Raw genomic sequence first — 14,611 nt, 5'->3', positions numbered from 1 at the left:
CGATTGGTTTGGTGATTTAAGTATTAATGACATGAAGGCTGTTAAGAAACACTTGCTCTAGCAGTTTGAACATTTAAGTGCAGACAAGGGGATCATTGCATAATATTTAAGATAATAAAACGCATCACATGTGCGTTTCTTGGAGGATAAAGTGACTTTAGTAATTATTTGTTTGGCGGGTTTTTTTGCAGCATTAGTGGATTCTATGGTTGGCGGTGGGGGGCTTATCAGTGTACCTGCTTTACTTGCCACAGGTATACCAACACACCTTGCACTTGGAACCAACAAGTTTGCTTCAAGTACAGGTGCAATAAGCAGTGCCTATCATTATCTCAAATCGGGAAACCTCAATAAGAAAGTATTGGTAAGACTGGTGCCGTTTTCTTTAATAGGCTCTGCAATAGGTGTCAATGTGGTGTTGGGCCTCAATCCGGATTTTTTAAAGGCCATGATTATTTTTTTGGTGGCCATTATTGGCATATACACTTTGGTCAATAAGAATTTGGGCCTTGAAGATCATTATGTCGAGCCGACTGTATTTACCTTTGTGAAAGCAAGATTTATGGCTATTGTCATTGGCTTTTACGACGGCTTTTTTGGACCTGGAACTGGATCTTTTTTGATTTTTGCATTGATAAAACTCTTTGGGTTTGACTTTAAAAAAGCTGCTGCAAACGGTAAAGTTCTAAATTTAGCCAGTAATATTGCAGCCCTGTTTTTATTTTTGATTAACGGTAAAGTTGTGCTTTACTACGCAATTCCAATGGCCATTTCCATGATGATTGGGGCAAGGGTAGGTACCCATTTGGCAGTGACCAAGGGTTCAAAATTCATCAAACCAATCTTCGTAATCGTATCATTTGCATTGGTTGCAAAAATGGCTTTTGAAATGATTGTTTAATCAAGAAATGTGATAGGAATCTATATTTCAGGGTATAATCAAATCAGAAACTAAACAAAAATAATGGCATAATGGAGGTTTTTATGATTGTAAAAATTGTTGCAAAAGATGTTTTGAAAACACTTACAGGTGATAAGTTTACAATTGATCCTTATCAAGTTATGGAAGAGGATCATTTATTGGTAGACGGGAAACTCTATATCATTATTGGCCGTGCATTTGATTTTGAAAAAGACACGATTGTCTACTTCGTAGAAGCAGAAGAGGATCGTGAAACACAAAGTCATTGGGGATTATAATTAAAAAAATGTTGACACAAATTCTCAATGGTGTTATGATTTTTTTAAATCAAGTATCAAAGTTGGTATGTTACTGTTAAATCAGGCATGAACCTTAATGAAAAATTTTCATTGACGTTCGTGCTTTTTTTGTATCCAGTCGTATAGAGGTTTAGGGGGATTTTGTGATTTATCAGATTTTAAAACCTATGAATAACAATGTTATATTGGCTACTGAGCAGAATTCCAATCAAGAGGTCATTCTAATCGGCAAGGGCATTGGCTTTAACCGAAAAGTGGGGCAGACCGTTACCATTTCTGATCAAGAGGTGGAAAGAACCTTTAGAACCTATGACGAAAAATACAAAGAACACTATTTTAATCTACTCAAGGGCATCGACAGTTCAGTCTTAGGGGTTTGTGCTGAAATTGTTTCTGAGGCAGAAAAGCAATTTGGAAAGATTAGCCAGAAATTATTTCTCGTCCTGTCGGACCATATCAGTTTTGCACTTGAGCGCATTAAGAACGGCCTTGATATTAGTAACCCCTTTCTATATGAAATTAAAATGTTGTATCCAAACGAATACAAGATGGGAATCAAGGCACAAATGATGATTCAAGAGTCTATAGGCATTGAAATTCCAGAGGGTGAAGTTGGTTTTATCGCTTTGCACATACATGCTGCCAAGCATAAGAAAGATGTCAAAGACACTGTAAAAAATACCAGAATTATTAAAGAACTCATTCAAATCATAGAAGATAAGCTCGGCAAAAAGATTCAAAAGGGAACCCTGATTTACGATCGGCTAGTCAGTCACCTATGGTACTGTCTTGATCGAATAGAGAAGGGTGAGTCGATAGACAATCCTCTAGGAGATACCATTAAGACTCAATTCACTGATGCCTATAAAGTATCAGAGAGCTTGGTTAAACATATTGAAAAATCATTGAATAAGAAAGTCTATGAAAATGAGATGGTTTATATGACCATTCACATTGATAGAATAAGAAGAAGCTAACGTGTTACTGTTCAATCAGGCATGAGTTGTTAAGCGATCTCGTATTGCTTTTTAACTCGTGCCTTTTTTGGTTATTATAGTGGTGCTAAGCGGCACTGCAATGATATACATGGCAATTATACTTTATTTAAAGGGAGGAATTTTTCATGAGTAATGGTTTTGGAAACATCCAAAAAGTCGGTAAAGCGTTAATGACACCGGTAGCTGCATTACCTGTTGCGGCACTCTTATTGAGACTTGGTCAACCAGATGTGTTTAACATCCCTATTATTTCAGCTGCTGGGGCAGCGCTTTTTGGAAATCTAGCACTTCTATTTGCAATTGGTGTAGGTTTTGGTCTTGCTAAAAACAATCAAGGTGCAGCTGGCTTAGCAGGTGCAATTGGTTACTTGGTTATTAAAGAAGTTACTGTTGCAATTGATCCATCAATCAATATGGGCGTTTTGGCTGGTATGATTGCCGGTATTATGGCTGGGGTACTTTACAACAGATTTCATGATATTAAATTACCAGATTGGTTGGGCTTCTTCGGAGGCAAGAGATTTGTACCAATCATCACATCACTTTGCGCTTTAGTTCTTGGTGTTGTATTTGGTTACGTTTGGCCACCAGTTCAAACTGGACTTGATTCACTTGGTACTTGGATTATCGGTGCTGGTGCACTAGGCGCAGGCGTATTCGGTTTCTTAAACAGACTATTAATTCCTGTAGGTCTACACCATGTTCTCAACTCATTCTTATGGTTTGTATTTGGTGAGTTTAATGGTGCAACAGGCGATTTAAGTAGATTTTTCGCTGGCGATCCAACTGCCGGAACCTTCATGGCAGGTTTTTACCCAGTAATGATGTTTGGTTTACCAGCTGTTGCACTTGCAATGTACACAACAGCTAAGAAAGAGAATCGTGCAGCCGTTGGTGGTATGTTATTCTCTGTTGCATTCACATCTTTCTTAACAGGTATTACTGAACCGCTTGAATTCATGTTTATGTTCCTTGCACCAGTGCTTTACTTCTTACATGCTGTTTTAACAGGCGTTGCAATGGCTGTAGTTTCAAGCATGGGTATCCTTCACGGCTTTGGATTCTCTGCAGGTGCCATCGACTATGCGTTAAACTTTGGACTTGCAACAAAACCACTTATGTTAATCCCTGTGGGCTTGGTATTTGGTGCAATCTATTATGTGGTTTTCGTCTTTGTCATCAAGAAGTTAGATCTACAAACGCCAGGTAGAGCAGATAATGAAAGTGGAAATGATGAGCTTATCGAAGAACTTGGTATCTCTAATGTAGCATATGGTTATGTCAATGCACTTGGTGGTAGAGATAATATCGTTGAAGTGGATGCATGTATTACACGTTTAAGAATGACACTAAAAACAAACGAAAAAGTAGATGAAGATGCACTTAAAAAATTGGGTGCTTCGGGCTCAATCAGACCAAGCAGCACTAATATTCAAGTAATCGTTGGCACAAAAGCAGAGTTGATCGCTGAAGAAATGAAGCAAATTTTAAGTTAAGCAATAAACAAGTAAGCAATAAGTAAACAATAAACAATAAGAATAGAATAGATTGATGATCCTTCAAAGTGTCCTGACACTTTGAAGGATTTCATGATATGATAATTATAAGTCACAAAGGAGGTGTCACATGTTTCGCTTTTTAAAAAAATCAAAACCGGTTGTCATCAAGATGCCTTTTGATGGTGATGTTGTCGATTTAAAAGTAGTACCAGACCAAGTTTTTTCACAAAAAATGCTAGGAGATGGATTTGCAATATTGCCAAAGGAAGGGATAAACACGGTTTGTAGTCCTTGTAAGGGTCAGTTGGTTCAAATATTTCCTACAAATCATGCCATTGGAATTCAATCTGAAGAAGGGGTTGAAATGATCATTCACGTTGGAATTGATACAGTGGAATTGAAAGGCGAGGGCTTTGAAAGGATTGCCAATCCACCTTGTAAAATTGAATTGGGACAAGAAATTTTGAAGTTTGATGTTGAAAAAATTAAGGCCTTAAATAAGGAGACCATTACACCTGTTGTCTTTACAGAGATGAAGGTTATAAAATCTATAAAAGTGAACTACGGTGCTTTAAAATCAGGCGATACTGTCTGTGAGATTACACTGAACGCTTAAAAGTTAGAGGAGGCATATAACATGAAGGTTGTCATTAAAAATGAAACTGGCCTGCATGCAAGACCGGCATCTATGTTGGTTAGTGAAGCAAATAAGTTTGAAGCAGAGATTATGATTGAGAAGAATGGGCAGACCTATAATGCAAAGAGCATTATGAGTATTATGTCCAGTGCCATCTCTAAAGATGATGAGATTGAAATTATATCATCCGATTCAAATGCAGTTCAGCACATCGTGCAGTTCCTAACGGAACTGTCAGATCATTAGATTGCCAGATCGCTAAGCGCGGCAATTCAAAAACATCCTACTTGAGGATGCGTTTGAATTGTCGCGGTTTTTTTTGTAGATTTATGGGCCCATTTCATTTTCTTTTGTCATGCTATTGACATTGACGATAATCAGCGTATACTAAAAAAAGTGAGTACTCACTCACTTTTAAAAAGGAGGTCTTATGGGTAAACGAGAAGAAACAGAAAAACAAATACTTGATGCAGCCATACAAATTATTTCAGAAAAGGGCTATAATGCGACAAAAACCAATGAAGTTGCAAGTCTAGCCAATATAAGCGAAGCCATTATTTTTAAATATTACAAGACAAAAAAAGGGCTTTTAACAGCTGTTATTTATAAGGCAATTGAAGTGCTGGGAAGAGAGCTGGCATATAAACCCATTAACTTGATTTTGATGGGAAATCCTGAAAAAACACTGGATGAAGTTTTTGATATTGTCATTGATGATAGAATTAAGATTATTTTAAAGAATCATGCACTGGCAAAGGTCTTGTTCAATGAAGTTCAGTATCACTCAGACCTCCGTGACATTGCTGTTGAGAAAGTGGTTAATCCCATCATTATGGATTTTAAGATCTTTATAAAAGCACATAGAGATGCAGGTAGTGTCAAACCTGATCTAGAGGATGAAATTATATTAAGGACAATTTTTGCAGGTTTATTCGCAGGGGTCTTTAAGCGTGTCATCATGGACGAAAAATTTGATGAGATGGAGCTGAAAAGAGAGATGAATCAGGTCAAACTCATCTTGTTACACGGGATTACAGCTTAAGGCCATACTATAATAAATTCCTAAAGGAGATTGAAATGAAAAAAAGAATATTCGTAGGATTATTAGTGATTATATTAGCGAGTGTTTCATACTATATCAATTCGAGTGACAAGCTTTTGACAAATACCTATACTGGATTTATAGAACGTGATATTACAAAGGCAATGACCCAGATTGGGGGGAAAGTTATTGAAATCAATGTGTCTGAGGGTGATCATGTAAAGAAGGGAGACCTTATAGCAAGTATAGATCAGAGCGATCTTTTATTTCAAAAAGACCGCATTCTCTCTGAAATAGCAATAAAACAGAGTAAGCTGGACAGCTTGATTGAAGGTGCTGACGCAAATGATTATAAACGATTGACTCTGCAACAGGAAAGTCTAAAACTAAAAATTGAACTTGCAAAAGATAATTTAGCCCTTAAAAAAAATCAATTGGAAGATGCTAATGCCCTCTTGGAAAGCAATGCCATTGGATCAGATCAAGTGGATAATTTAAAAGTTGCCGTTCAACAAGCAGAAACTGAGTTAAATGTCTTGAAAAAAGAATACGAGAGCGTAACGGTATCCTATAATGATCTTTTAGAGGGTGTAGATCATCACACGCTTGAAATTGCTAAATCTGACTTGAGACTTTCAGAGATCGCCCTTGAGAATATTGAGTGGAAAATAGAAGAAACCAAGATTTTAGCACCTTCTGATGGGATCATTAGGCAGGTCTATTTTAATGATAATGAAGTTGTCCCTCAAGGTGGCGTCATAGCAGATTTACTCAAGGACAATAGTCTATATGTGCAATTTTATGTGGATGAAGCGAACTTTTCAAGAGTGCATTTAGAGGGGCCAGTTCAATTGACCCTAGACGGTTCAAATGAAATCATCATGGCTCAAATCACAGAAATCTCTGATTATGCTCAGTTCACACCTAAAAATATCTCCACCAAGGCAGACCGTCAAAGTCTGGTATTTAAAGTAAAAGCAGCGCTGGATGAAAATGTGTCATTACACAGTGGCATGATGGTTGACGTTGAACTTCAAGAAGGTGGCATGGAATGAATGACCCTATTATTGTACTGGATAAGATACAAAAAAATTATGGTGAGTTAAAGGCAGTGAAAGATGTTTCCTTGTCTATCGAGAAAGGGGAAATATATGGTTTGTTGGGGCCAAATGGCGCAGGAAAATCCACGACCATCAAAATGATTTGTGGCGTTGTCAAGCCAAGTGGTGGAACCGGAAATGTGCTTGGTTATGATGTCTATCACCATAGCAACGAAATAAAAAATGCTATTGGTTATATGTCACAAAAGTTCAGTCTTTATGAAGATTTAACGGTAATAGAGAACATCACTTTTTTCGCCAATATCTATGGTTTGACAAAAAGTGAAATTAAGGAAAGAATTGTTCAAATCGTTGAAATGGCCGGTTTAAATGGTAGAGAAAAACAACTTACTGGCAATCTTTCAGGTGGTTGGAAGCAAAGACTGGCACTGGGATGTGCGATTATTCACAAGCCCAAGCTGCTGATTCTCGATGAGCCTACAGCAGGTGTCGATCCCGTTTCAAGAAGACTCTTTTGGGAAATGCTCTTTGAACTCTCAAAGCAGGGGATTACGATATTGGTAACCACGCATTATATGGACGAGGCACAAAGTTGTGATCGAGTTGGTTTTGTTTTCAGCGGTCAAAAATTAATTGAAGGCAGACCAAAGGATTTAATTGAGGCACATGGTGCAAACAATCTCGAGGATGTCTTCATAGAATTGGTAGAAAAAGAGACACATACGAGTATCAAGCATTCCTTTGAAAATCTGAAATTTATAAAACGGGAGGCCGAGTGATATGAATCGATTTAAGCATATTATCATAAAAGAGTTCATTCATATAAGACGAGATCCGGCCAGTGTGGCCATGCTTGTGATGATGCCCCTAATCTTCATGTTGATATTTGGATATGCAGTAAATACAGAGGTTGATCAAATTTATATAGGTGTGCTAGATGGTGATCAAACCTATGAGAGCAGAGAACTGGTAAGGTCCTTTATTACAAGTGATTACTTTCAGTTATACACAACCGTCAACGATACATCAGAATTGCAGCTTTTAATAGAAAAGGGTCTTATCAAAACGGCATTGATTATTCCGTCAGGATTTTCTAAGGATTTAACAGCATCGGGAAAGTGTGAAGTTGAGCTCATCGTGGATGGTTCAGACCCAACAGTTGCCAGAACTGCGCTTCAAAGTGCAAATCTACTGAGCAAGGCTTTTACCATGCAACAAGATATGAATAAGGGCATTTATTTGTCAACAAATGTTTGGTATAACCCTTCCATGGAAAGCACTATTTTTACAATACCAGGGCTGATGGGTTTAATCATGCAAAATATCACTGTTATGCTGACTTCTTTCTCACTTGTAAGAGAACGTGAGAAGGGGACCATAGAGCAATTGATCGTTTCCCCTATCAGGTCTTATGAACTGATTTTAGGCAAAATGATTCCCTATATCGTCGTCGGTAACATCGATTTTCTCATCACAATTGGCATTGGAATACTCTACTTTAAAATTCCTATGCTTGGTTCTTTTGCGCTTTTGATGATTCTTGGTAATGCCTTCATCTTTTGTTCACTGGCAATTGGCATGATGATTTCAACCATTTCAAAGAATCAATTGCAAGCCATGCAAATGACGCTTTTGATTATACTGCCAAGTGTCCTTTTAAGTGGATTTGTCTTCCCGAGAGAAGCTATGCCTTTGCCTATTTTTTATGCGGGCTATTTTATTCCTTTAACTTATTTTCTTGAAATTCTACGTGGTATTATCGTCAAGGGTGTTGGCATTGAAATCATATATCAGCAAGCCTTGTTTTTACTAGGGTTTTCAGCAGTTTTACTAACACTTGCATCTGTGAGATTCAAGCAACACCTTGAATAAAAGAAGGTTTGGAAAACTTTGATTTATCTATGGAAAGTTTGGTATACTAATACTATGAAGAAATTCGTAAATACCAACGTCAAGTAGGTGGATCATGAAAATATTGATTGTAGATGACAGTAAGATAAATTTGGTTATTGCAAAGGATACACTGATTTCAAATGAAATTGAATGCGAAATATTCACAGCATCAAATGGCGAAGAAGCCCTTGATTTCATCGTTAATAAAGGGTGCAATTTAGTACTTCTTGATATTATTATGCCTAAGTTTTCGGGACTTGAAGTTCTTGAAAAGCTTAGGCTTATTAACGATGTTAGACTGCCTAAAATCATTATGCTCACAACGATTGAAGACACTAATACCCTAAAAAAATGCTTTGACTTAGGTGCAATAGACTACATTAAGAAACCCTTTAATGAGCTTGAATTTATTGCAAGAGTCAAATCTGTTATAAGGGAAATCGAAAATGATATTAAACTGGCGCAATCAGCCATGAAACTGGCAGAGCAAAATGCAGAACTCATCAAGTCCAATAATGCCCTTCAAGAGGCACAATATTATCTGGTTCAAAAAGAAAAAATGGTTGCCATAGGTGAACTTGCAGCAGGTATTGCACATGAGATAAACAATCCATTGGCTTTTGTTATGAGCAATTTGGAGACAGCAAAAACCTATGTTTCTACGATTTCTGATTTTATTGGCTTAGGAAGAGAGTTGGTTTCTTGTGAATCTCAAAACGACATTACCAACTCCTTAAAAAGAATGGATGTACTGTGGCAAGAAAAGGATTTGGATTTTATATTTGATGACTTCAAAGAAGTCCTTGTCGACTCTGAAACAGGTTTAAATCGAGTTGCCAAAATCGTAATGACCATGCGCAATTTTGCCCGTATTTCAGATGAAGATGTCTTTGAATATGTGGATCTAAACATTTTAGTTGAAGAGGCCTTATTGATTGTGAATAATGAGATTAAATATTCTGCTGAAGTGATAAAGCATTATTCTGACTGTAAACTACTCTATTGCAATAAGGGTCAGATAGAGCAGGTGCTCGTCAATATGCTCGTCAATGCATCACATGCCGTTAAGAATATTCATAGTGAAGGGTTAGGTCGGATCGAACTTTCAACGTCTTGCGATGATAGGTTTGGTTATATTGTCATCAAGGACAATGGCCTTGGAATTGAGCCAGACAATATCAACAAGATCTTTAATCCATTTTTCACAACTAAGCCAGTGGGACAAGGTACAGGTCTTGGCTTAAGTATTTCACATGATATAATAGTCAATAAACACGGTGGCGAAATTCAAGTTGAAAGCAAAAAAAATGAAGGTTCAACCTTCACTTTAAAATTGCCACTTAATATCATTACAGATAGGTAGGGTTGGCATTTCCAACCCAGTAATCACGAATCAAAAAACAAAAAAACTTTTCTCGGTCGCTGGCTACCCTGTTATAAATCGATTGTTTAAATGCAAATTGATTTATAGATACCATTTGTCATTTAAAGATTTATAATGTAGGCCCTATAGTTTTGCGTCATCAGCTTTCGCTGATTTTGCCTTTGTAACCGAAAAGTTTTTCAGGTAGCTGGCTATCCTGTTTTTTTTCTGTAGGAACGTATTCCCCTTTTATAAAAATACGGCTTTAAAAAGGATTTTATCTTTTTTAATTGGTATTTTTATAATGAATACGTGTGCAGTAGAAAAAATTTAGATCCTTCAGCTTTGCGTCATCAACTTTCGTTGATTTTGCTCTATAATATAGATACCCCAAAATCTCATTTTTAAACAAAAAGGAGCCGTAAATTGATTAAAATAGAGAACGCATTTATGCGTGTTGAGATTGACTTAAAAGGTGCAGAACTTACCAGTGTTTACGATATCAATAGGAACCGAGAATTATTATGGCAGGCAGATCCAGCTTATTGGTCAAAGCACGCGCCTATTCTATTTCCCATTGTAGGGAGCCTCAAAGAGGGACATTATCAATATGGTGGCAAATCATATGCCTTATCCAGACACGGGTTTGCTAGAGATCAAGTTTTTACGCTTGAAGCCCACACGGATCATCATGCTGTATTTTCTTTAACATATACCCAAAGTACATTGAAATTCTATCCCTTTCACTTTAAGCTCTTGGTCACCTACACAATTAAGGCGGCTGTTCTTGAAGTGAAATATGAGGTGGTCAATCTAGGGGATAATGAAATGCTGTTCTCAATTGGTGCTCATCCTGCGTTCAATTGTGATCTAGCATCTGAACAATATAGCTTAAAGTTGAATCGGACAAACAAAAGTAGACAAATAGAGCACTTGATGGTTTCTTTGCAAACTGGTCTTATTATGAATAAGCGAAAGCTTATCACACTTGAGGCAGAAACCTTGAAGTTGTCGCCTGATCTCTTCAATGAAGATGCCCTTATTTTTGAGGGGAAAAACATTAGCGGCTTCGACCTGATCTCGGCTGAAGGTGAAACCCTCTTAAAATTTAAATGCAAGGACTATCCTTATATTGGAATATGGTCACCTAGGGCACCCTTTGTATGCATTGAACCTTGGCATGGGATTGCAGATTTTGAAGATTCAAACCAATTGCTAAGGGATAAGAAGGAAATCATTGTCCTACAGGGACAAGAGGCTTTCAATTGTCATTACTCAATCGGATTAAAATAGCAAGCTGGGACGGTTATAGCAGATTGATTAAGTTAAAAGGCCTTTTAATCAGTCCCTTGAAATCACAATCGTACAATTAAAGGAGCGAATTCGACAATAGATCAATTAAAGGACAAATACGTCAATAGATCAATTAAGAAAACTAATAGTATCACTTATAACTTTCATCAAAAAAGTAAATCACAAGTATGGAGATAATTATGATAAGAACAGTAATTTGGTTTGCCTATTTTTGGCTTAGTTTGCTAGGCCTTATACCTTCACTCGTTAAAGCCAATAAAATGACAGAGGCTGAGAAAATTGTATTTGCTGATCTTAAAGCAAGGAAATGGTCGTCACAGCTTCTAGGAATTGCGGGTTGCAGGGTTGTTGTTAAAGGCCTTGAGAATATACCTGAAAATCAGACTGTACTATATGTAGGTAACCATCAGAGTAATTTCGATATTCCATTGGCAATCACATATTTGCCAAAGACAAAGGGCTTTATTGCAAAGATTGAATTGCTTAAAATGCCTTTTGTAAGAGATTGGATGAAACATATGCAATGTATATTTATGGACCGAAGTGATATGAGGCAACAAGTAAAAAGTATCACCCAGGGGATTAAGACCTTAAAAGAAGGCCAGTCCATGGTCATTTTTCCAGAGGGGACAAGAAGTCCTGATGGTGAAATTAAAGCTTTTAAACCAGGTGGCTTGAAACTTGCGACTAAGTCAGGGGTTCCAATCGTTCCAATTACAATAAAGAATTCTAAGGAAATCATGAAAAAGGGTTCTCTTTTAATAAGGCCTGCAAATGTTGAAATTATCATTTCTGAACCAATTTGGATAGAGGCGGAGATGAATAAGGATACCGTGACACTAACAGAAACGGTTCAGTCTATTATCGCCAGTCAACTATAAGCAGACAATGGGGAGGGGTTATATGAAGGTTGAAATAACAAAAGAAGCATTGGCTTATCTCAACAAGAAGGGAAGAAGCATAGTAACTGTAAAGCTCATAAAAGCTGGTGGTGGCTGATGTGGTAGCATAAAACTACCAGATATTGGTATGTACGCGCCAGAGGTTCTGGCGCAATATAATTATTTTAAAGTGGATAACATTGACGTCTATGTGGCAAAAAATGTATACACTGTTTCAGACGTGCTTACAATTTGTACTCAAAAGACATTTTTTATTGAGGCTTTAGATGTTAAGGGCATTAGACAACAAACTTTTTAAGAGGGTATATGAAGATAGAAGTCATTAGATCAAAGCGTAAAACCTGTGAAATTAAAATAAATACAGATGGCAGTGTCACAATCAAAGCGCCAAATCGATATTCCAATGAGAATATACAAACCATAATTGATCAAAAGAGACAATGGATCCTTAAAAAAGTTGAATTGATGAAAGAAAACGCATTGGTCCAGCCTTCCTTAAGTTTTGAACTGGGAAGTCAAATTCCGATTTGGAATGTGCAATATGAGATAAAATTAATTGAAAATGGGCCATCATTTGTAGATCATCATCACAAGCACCTACTAATAAGAGCATCAAAATGTTCAAGTCCTGAAAGCATCAAAGGAGAAATTGTTAAACTTACCAGACCCATTTTGAATGCTTATCTTGAGAAGAGAATCGCCTTCTTTGCAGAGAAAATGGAGGTGAGACCCAATCAGATTAGGGTCAAGCTTATGCATTCGCGCTGGGGAAGTTGCAGTTCAAAGGGCAATTTAAATTTTTCCTTAAATCTGATTTTTATGCCAAAGGTCATCGTAGATTCTGTGATTGTCCATGAACTTGCGCATTTAAGAGAATTAAATCATTCTTCTAAATTTTGGCAAGTAGTTGAAGAGGTTAATCCCCATTACCAACAAGATCGTAAATGGTTAAAAACAAATGCACTTAACTTAAATTTCAATTAGAAATAAGCCTATAAAGGGGCTTATTTTTTTTGTGAACTTACAAATATTGAAAGTTGCGTTTAAATATCACCTATAGTTGGTATTATATAAAACGAAAGTAAAAGTATAGAGATATCGGCTTGCCCTAAAAAGGTATCCCTAGAAGGAGGTATGTGAATGAGTGAATATAATCAAAATGAGCCGATGATTGAAATGTATGTATATGAGACAACTCAATTAATTGATCGGCTAGAGCAATTGATGATGGCATCTGAAAAAGAAGAAAATCTGGATTTTGCAATAGACGAAATTTTTAGGATTATGCATACCATAAAGGGCAACTCAATGATGATGATGTACGAGGGCATTGCTGTCATTGCACATCGAAACGAAGATCTTTTTGATTTTTTAAGAAATAATAAGGCCTTGAAGTACGATCCGTCTAGAATAACCGATTTAACACTGGCCATGATAGACTTCGTTAAAGAAGAGGTCAAAAAGTTAGAAATGGGTGGACAGCCAAATGGTGAAGCGAATGACCTAAGAGATGAGATTGTCACCTATCTGGAATCTTTAAAATTTATGAATGATAAAGAGCAATACAGTCCAGATGAAAGCAATGCAGTGAAACCACAATACTACATTTCCCCTCAAAAAATTGACCTTAAGGAAGAACCAACATCTTCAAAAGGAAATGAGCAATTGAACTATTTTAGATTGAAAATTGAATATGAACTTGATTGTGGCATGGAGAACATTAGGGCGTTCACATTTGTTCACAGCATAAAAGACAAAGTAGTTGATTTAATACATATACCTTTAGATATAACAAATGACCCAGATGCAGCAGACTATATTGTCAAAAATGGCTTTAAGGCCTACATAAAAACGGAGATGACCACCGAAGAGGTTCAAGAAATTATTAGAGGCATTAGCTTTTTGAAAAACTATGATTTACTCGAAATAAACGAAATGGCTTTCAATGAAGCCTTTATAAGTGCTGAGGCAGGCATAATCCCTGCTGATGGTGAGGCAGAAGCAAGTCCTGATCTGGTGGATGAGGCGGTCGAAATAAAAGCAAGCGAGGATGATCATGATGCCTTTAATAAAGTGAGCTTTGAGGCGTCCGAACTGGGAGAAACCCCTGAAAATACAGAGGGCGAAACCCTTAATAAGTTAAATGCAGAAATTTCAAGAGAAAAAAAGCCAATAAAACAGCCAGTAAAAGAAGTCCCAAAAACTGAAAGTGATGGTAAAAAGGTTGTAAAGCAAAATTTTATCAGTGTGGATGTTAATCGTGTGGACAAGCTTATGGATTTGGTTGGAGAATTGGTTGTTTCAGAATCAATGGTAACCCGTAATCCAGAAATTCAGGACCTACATCTTGAGAATTTTGAAAAGGCAGCCCGTCAATTTAGAATCATAATGAATGAATTACAGGATACTGTGATGAGCATGCGCATGGTACCCCTCGCGCTTACATTTCAAAAAATGAACAGAATTGTAAGAGATATGAAAAAGAAGGTGGACAAAGAGGTCGAATTGATTATCATTGGTGAAAATACAGAGGTCGATAAGAATGTTATTGAGAACATCACAGATCCTTTGATGCATATTATCAGAAATTCCATGGACCACGGGTTGGAAACCACAGAAGAACGTATCGATATGGGGAAACCTGAATACGGCACCATTATACTTGAGGCGAAGCATTCAGG

At 37.0% G+C, this 14,611-nt stretch carries 16 protein-coding genes and 1 riboswitch; all 16 genes read left to right on the top strand.

Features of this window, described 5'->3' with window-relative positions; translation table 11 throughout:
* Nucleotides 1-151: 151 nt before the first annotated feature.
* On the top strand, nt 152-901 hold the full coding sequence (locus tag AC220I_RS09600) for a TSUP family transporter (protein WP_486723606.1): 750 nt from the start codon (nt 152-154) through the stop codon (nt 899-901).
* Between the two features lie 83 nt (nt 902-984).
* Nucleotides 985-1,200 (top strand): hypothetical protein, encoded by a 216-nt coding sequence (locus AC220I_RS09595; RefSeq protein ID WP_486723605.1) that lies wholly within the window; start codon nt 985-987, stop codon nt 1,198-1,200.
* Nucleotides 1,201-1,364: 164 nt separating this feature from the next.
* Nucleotides 1,365-2,198: a PRD domain-containing protein gene (locus tag AC220I_RS09590; protein WP_486723604.1), complete on the top strand. Its 834-nt coding sequence runs from the start codon at nt 1,365-1,367 to the stop codon at nt 2,196-2,198.
* Nucleotides 2,199-2,344: 146 nt separating this feature from the next.
* Nucleotides 2,345-3,715, top strand: coding sequence for an N-acetylglucosamine-specific PTS transporter subunit IIBC (gene nagE, locus AC220I_RS09585; protein ID WP_486723603.1), 1,371 nt, complete (start codon nt 2,345-2,347; stop codon nt 3,713-3,715).
* Nucleotides 3,716-3,845: 130 nt separating this feature from the next.
* The gene (locus tag AC220I_RS09580; RefSeq protein WP_486723602.1) at nt 3,846-4,334 is read left to right on the top strand and encodes a PTS sugar transporter subunit IIA; all 489 of its coding nucleotides are present in this window, start codon (nt 3,846-3,848) and stop codon (nt 4,332-4,334) included.
* 21 nt (nt 4,335-4,355) lie between these two features.
* Nucleotides 4,356-4,601, top strand: coding sequence for an HPr family phosphocarrier protein (locus AC220I_RS09575; protein WP_486723601.1), 246 nt, complete (start codon nt 4,356-4,358; stop codon nt 4,599-4,601).
* A gap of 184 nt (nt 4,602-4,785) precedes the next feature.
* Nucleotides 4,786-5,397, top strand: a complete 612-nt coding sequence (locus AC220I_RS09570) for a TetR/AcrR family transcriptional regulator (protein WP_486723600.1) — start codon at nt 4,786-4,788, stop codon at nt 5,395-5,397.
* Nucleotides 5,398-5,432: 35 nt separating this feature from the next.
* Nucleotides 5,433-6,452, top strand: a complete 1,020-nt coding sequence (locus tag AC220I_RS09565) for an HlyD family secretion protein (RefSeq protein WP_486723599.1) — start codon at nt 5,433-5,435, stop codon at nt 6,450-6,452.
* Complete coding sequence (locus AC220I_RS09560; RefSeq protein WP_486723598.1) at nt 6,449-7,237, top strand: ABC transporter ATP-binding protein; 789 nt, start codon at nt 6,449-6,451, stop codon at nt 7,235-7,237. Before AC220I_RS09565 ends, AC220I_RS09560 begins: the two co-directional genes overlap by 4 nt.
* A 1-nt stretch (nt 7,238) precedes the next feature.
* On the top strand, nt 7,239-8,330 hold the full coding sequence (locus AC220I_RS09555) for an ABC transporter permease (protein ID WP_486723597.1): 1,092 nt from the start codon (nt 7,239-7,241) through the stop codon (nt 8,328-8,330).
* A 94-nt stretch (nt 8,331-8,424) separates the two neighbouring features.
* Nucleotides 8,425-9,714 (top strand): ATP-binding protein, encoded by a 1,290-nt coding sequence (locus AC220I_RS09550; RefSeq protein WP_486723596.1) that lies wholly within the window; start codon nt 8,425-8,427, stop codon nt 9,712-9,714.
* A 103-nt stretch (nt 9,715-9,817) separates the two neighbouring features.
* Nucleotides 9,818-9,905: riboswitch (cyclic di-GMP riboswitch) on the bottom strand.
* Between the two features lie 235 nt (nt 9,906-10,140).
* On the top strand, nt 10,141-11,007 hold the full coding sequence (locus AC220I_RS09545) for an aldose 1-epimerase family protein (RefSeq protein ID WP_486723595.1): 867 nt from the start codon (nt 10,141-10,143) through the stop codon (nt 11,005-11,007).
* 200 nt (nt 11,008-11,207) lie between these two features.
* Complete coding sequence (locus tag AC220I_RS09540; RefSeq protein WP_486723594.1) at nt 11,208-11,909, top strand: lysophospholipid acyltransferase family protein; 702 nt, start codon at nt 11,208-11,210, stop codon at nt 11,907-11,909.
* 148 nt (nt 11,910-12,057) lie between these two features.
* The gene (locus AC220I_RS09535; RefSeq protein WP_486723593.1) at nt 12,058-12,228 is read left to right on the top strand and encodes a hypothetical protein; all 171 of its coding nucleotides are present in this window, start codon (nt 12,058-12,060) and stop codon (nt 12,226-12,228) included.
* Nucleotides 12,229-12,236: 8 nt separating this feature from the next.
* A complete protein-coding gene (locus tag AC220I_RS09530; RefSeq protein WP_486723592.1) occupies nt 12,237-12,914 on the top strand; it encodes a M48 family metallopeptidase in 678 nt (225 codons plus the stop codon).
* Nucleotides 12,915-13,070: 156 nt separating this feature from the next.
* A partial coding sequence (locus AC220I_RS09525; RefSeq protein WP_486723591.1) for an Hpt domain-containing protein occupies nt 13,071-14,611 on the top strand: 1,541 nt, incomplete at its 3' end.

The sequence above is a fragment of the Fusibacter sp. genome (assembly GCF_057447755.1).
Note: the sequence above shows the minus strand (reverse complement) of the source record. Positions and strands in the feature narration are given on the sequence as shown.

Bases quoted from the DNA above. Each gene is read 5' to 3' on its own strand.
- AC220I_RS09595 (WP_486723605.1), top strand. From the start codon at position 985: ATGATTGTAAAAATTGTTGCAAAAGATGTTTTGAAAACACTTACAGGT.
- nagE (WP_486723603.1), top strand. From the start codon at position 2,345: ATGAGTAATGGTTTTGGAAACATCCAAAAAGTCGGTAAAGCGTTAATG.
- AC220I_RS09580 (WP_486723602.1), top strand. From the start codon at position 3,846: ATGTTTCGCTTTTTAAAAAAATCAAAACCGGTTGTCATCAAGATGCCT.
- AC220I_RS09575 (WP_486723601.1), top strand. From the start codon at position 4,356: ATGAAGGTTGTCATTAAAAATGAAACTGGCCTGCATGCAAGACCGGCA.
- AC220I_RS09570 (WP_486723600.1), top strand. From the start codon at position 4,786: ATGGGTAAACGAGAAGAAACAGAAAAACAAATACTTGATGCAGCCATA.
- AC220I_RS09565 (WP_486723599.1), top strand. From the start codon at position 5,433: ATGAAAAAAAGAATATTCGTAGGATTATTAGTGATTATATTAGCGAGT.
- AC220I_RS09560 (WP_486723598.1), top strand. From the start codon at position 6,449: ATGAATGACCCTATTATTGTACTGGATAAGATACAAAAAAATTATGGT.
- AC220I_RS09555 (WP_486723597.1), top strand. From the start codon at position 7,239: ATGAATCGATTTAAGCATATTATCATAAAAGAGTTCATTCATATAAGA.
- AC220I_RS09550 (WP_486723596.1), top strand. From the start codon at position 8,425: ATGAAAATATTGATTGTAGATGACAGTAAGATAAATTTGGTTATTGCA.
- AC220I_RS09540 (WP_486723594.1), top strand. From the start codon at position 11,208: ATGATAAGAACAGTAATTTGGTTTGCCTATTTTTGGCTTAGTTTGCTA.
- AC220I_RS09535 (WP_486723593.1), top strand. From the start codon at position 12,058: ATGTACGCGCCAGAGGTTCTGGCGCAATATAATTATTTTAAAGTGGAT.
- AC220I_RS09530 (WP_486723592.1), top strand. From the start codon at position 12,237: ATGAAGATAGAAGTCATTAGATCAAAGCGTAAAACCTGTGAAATTAAA.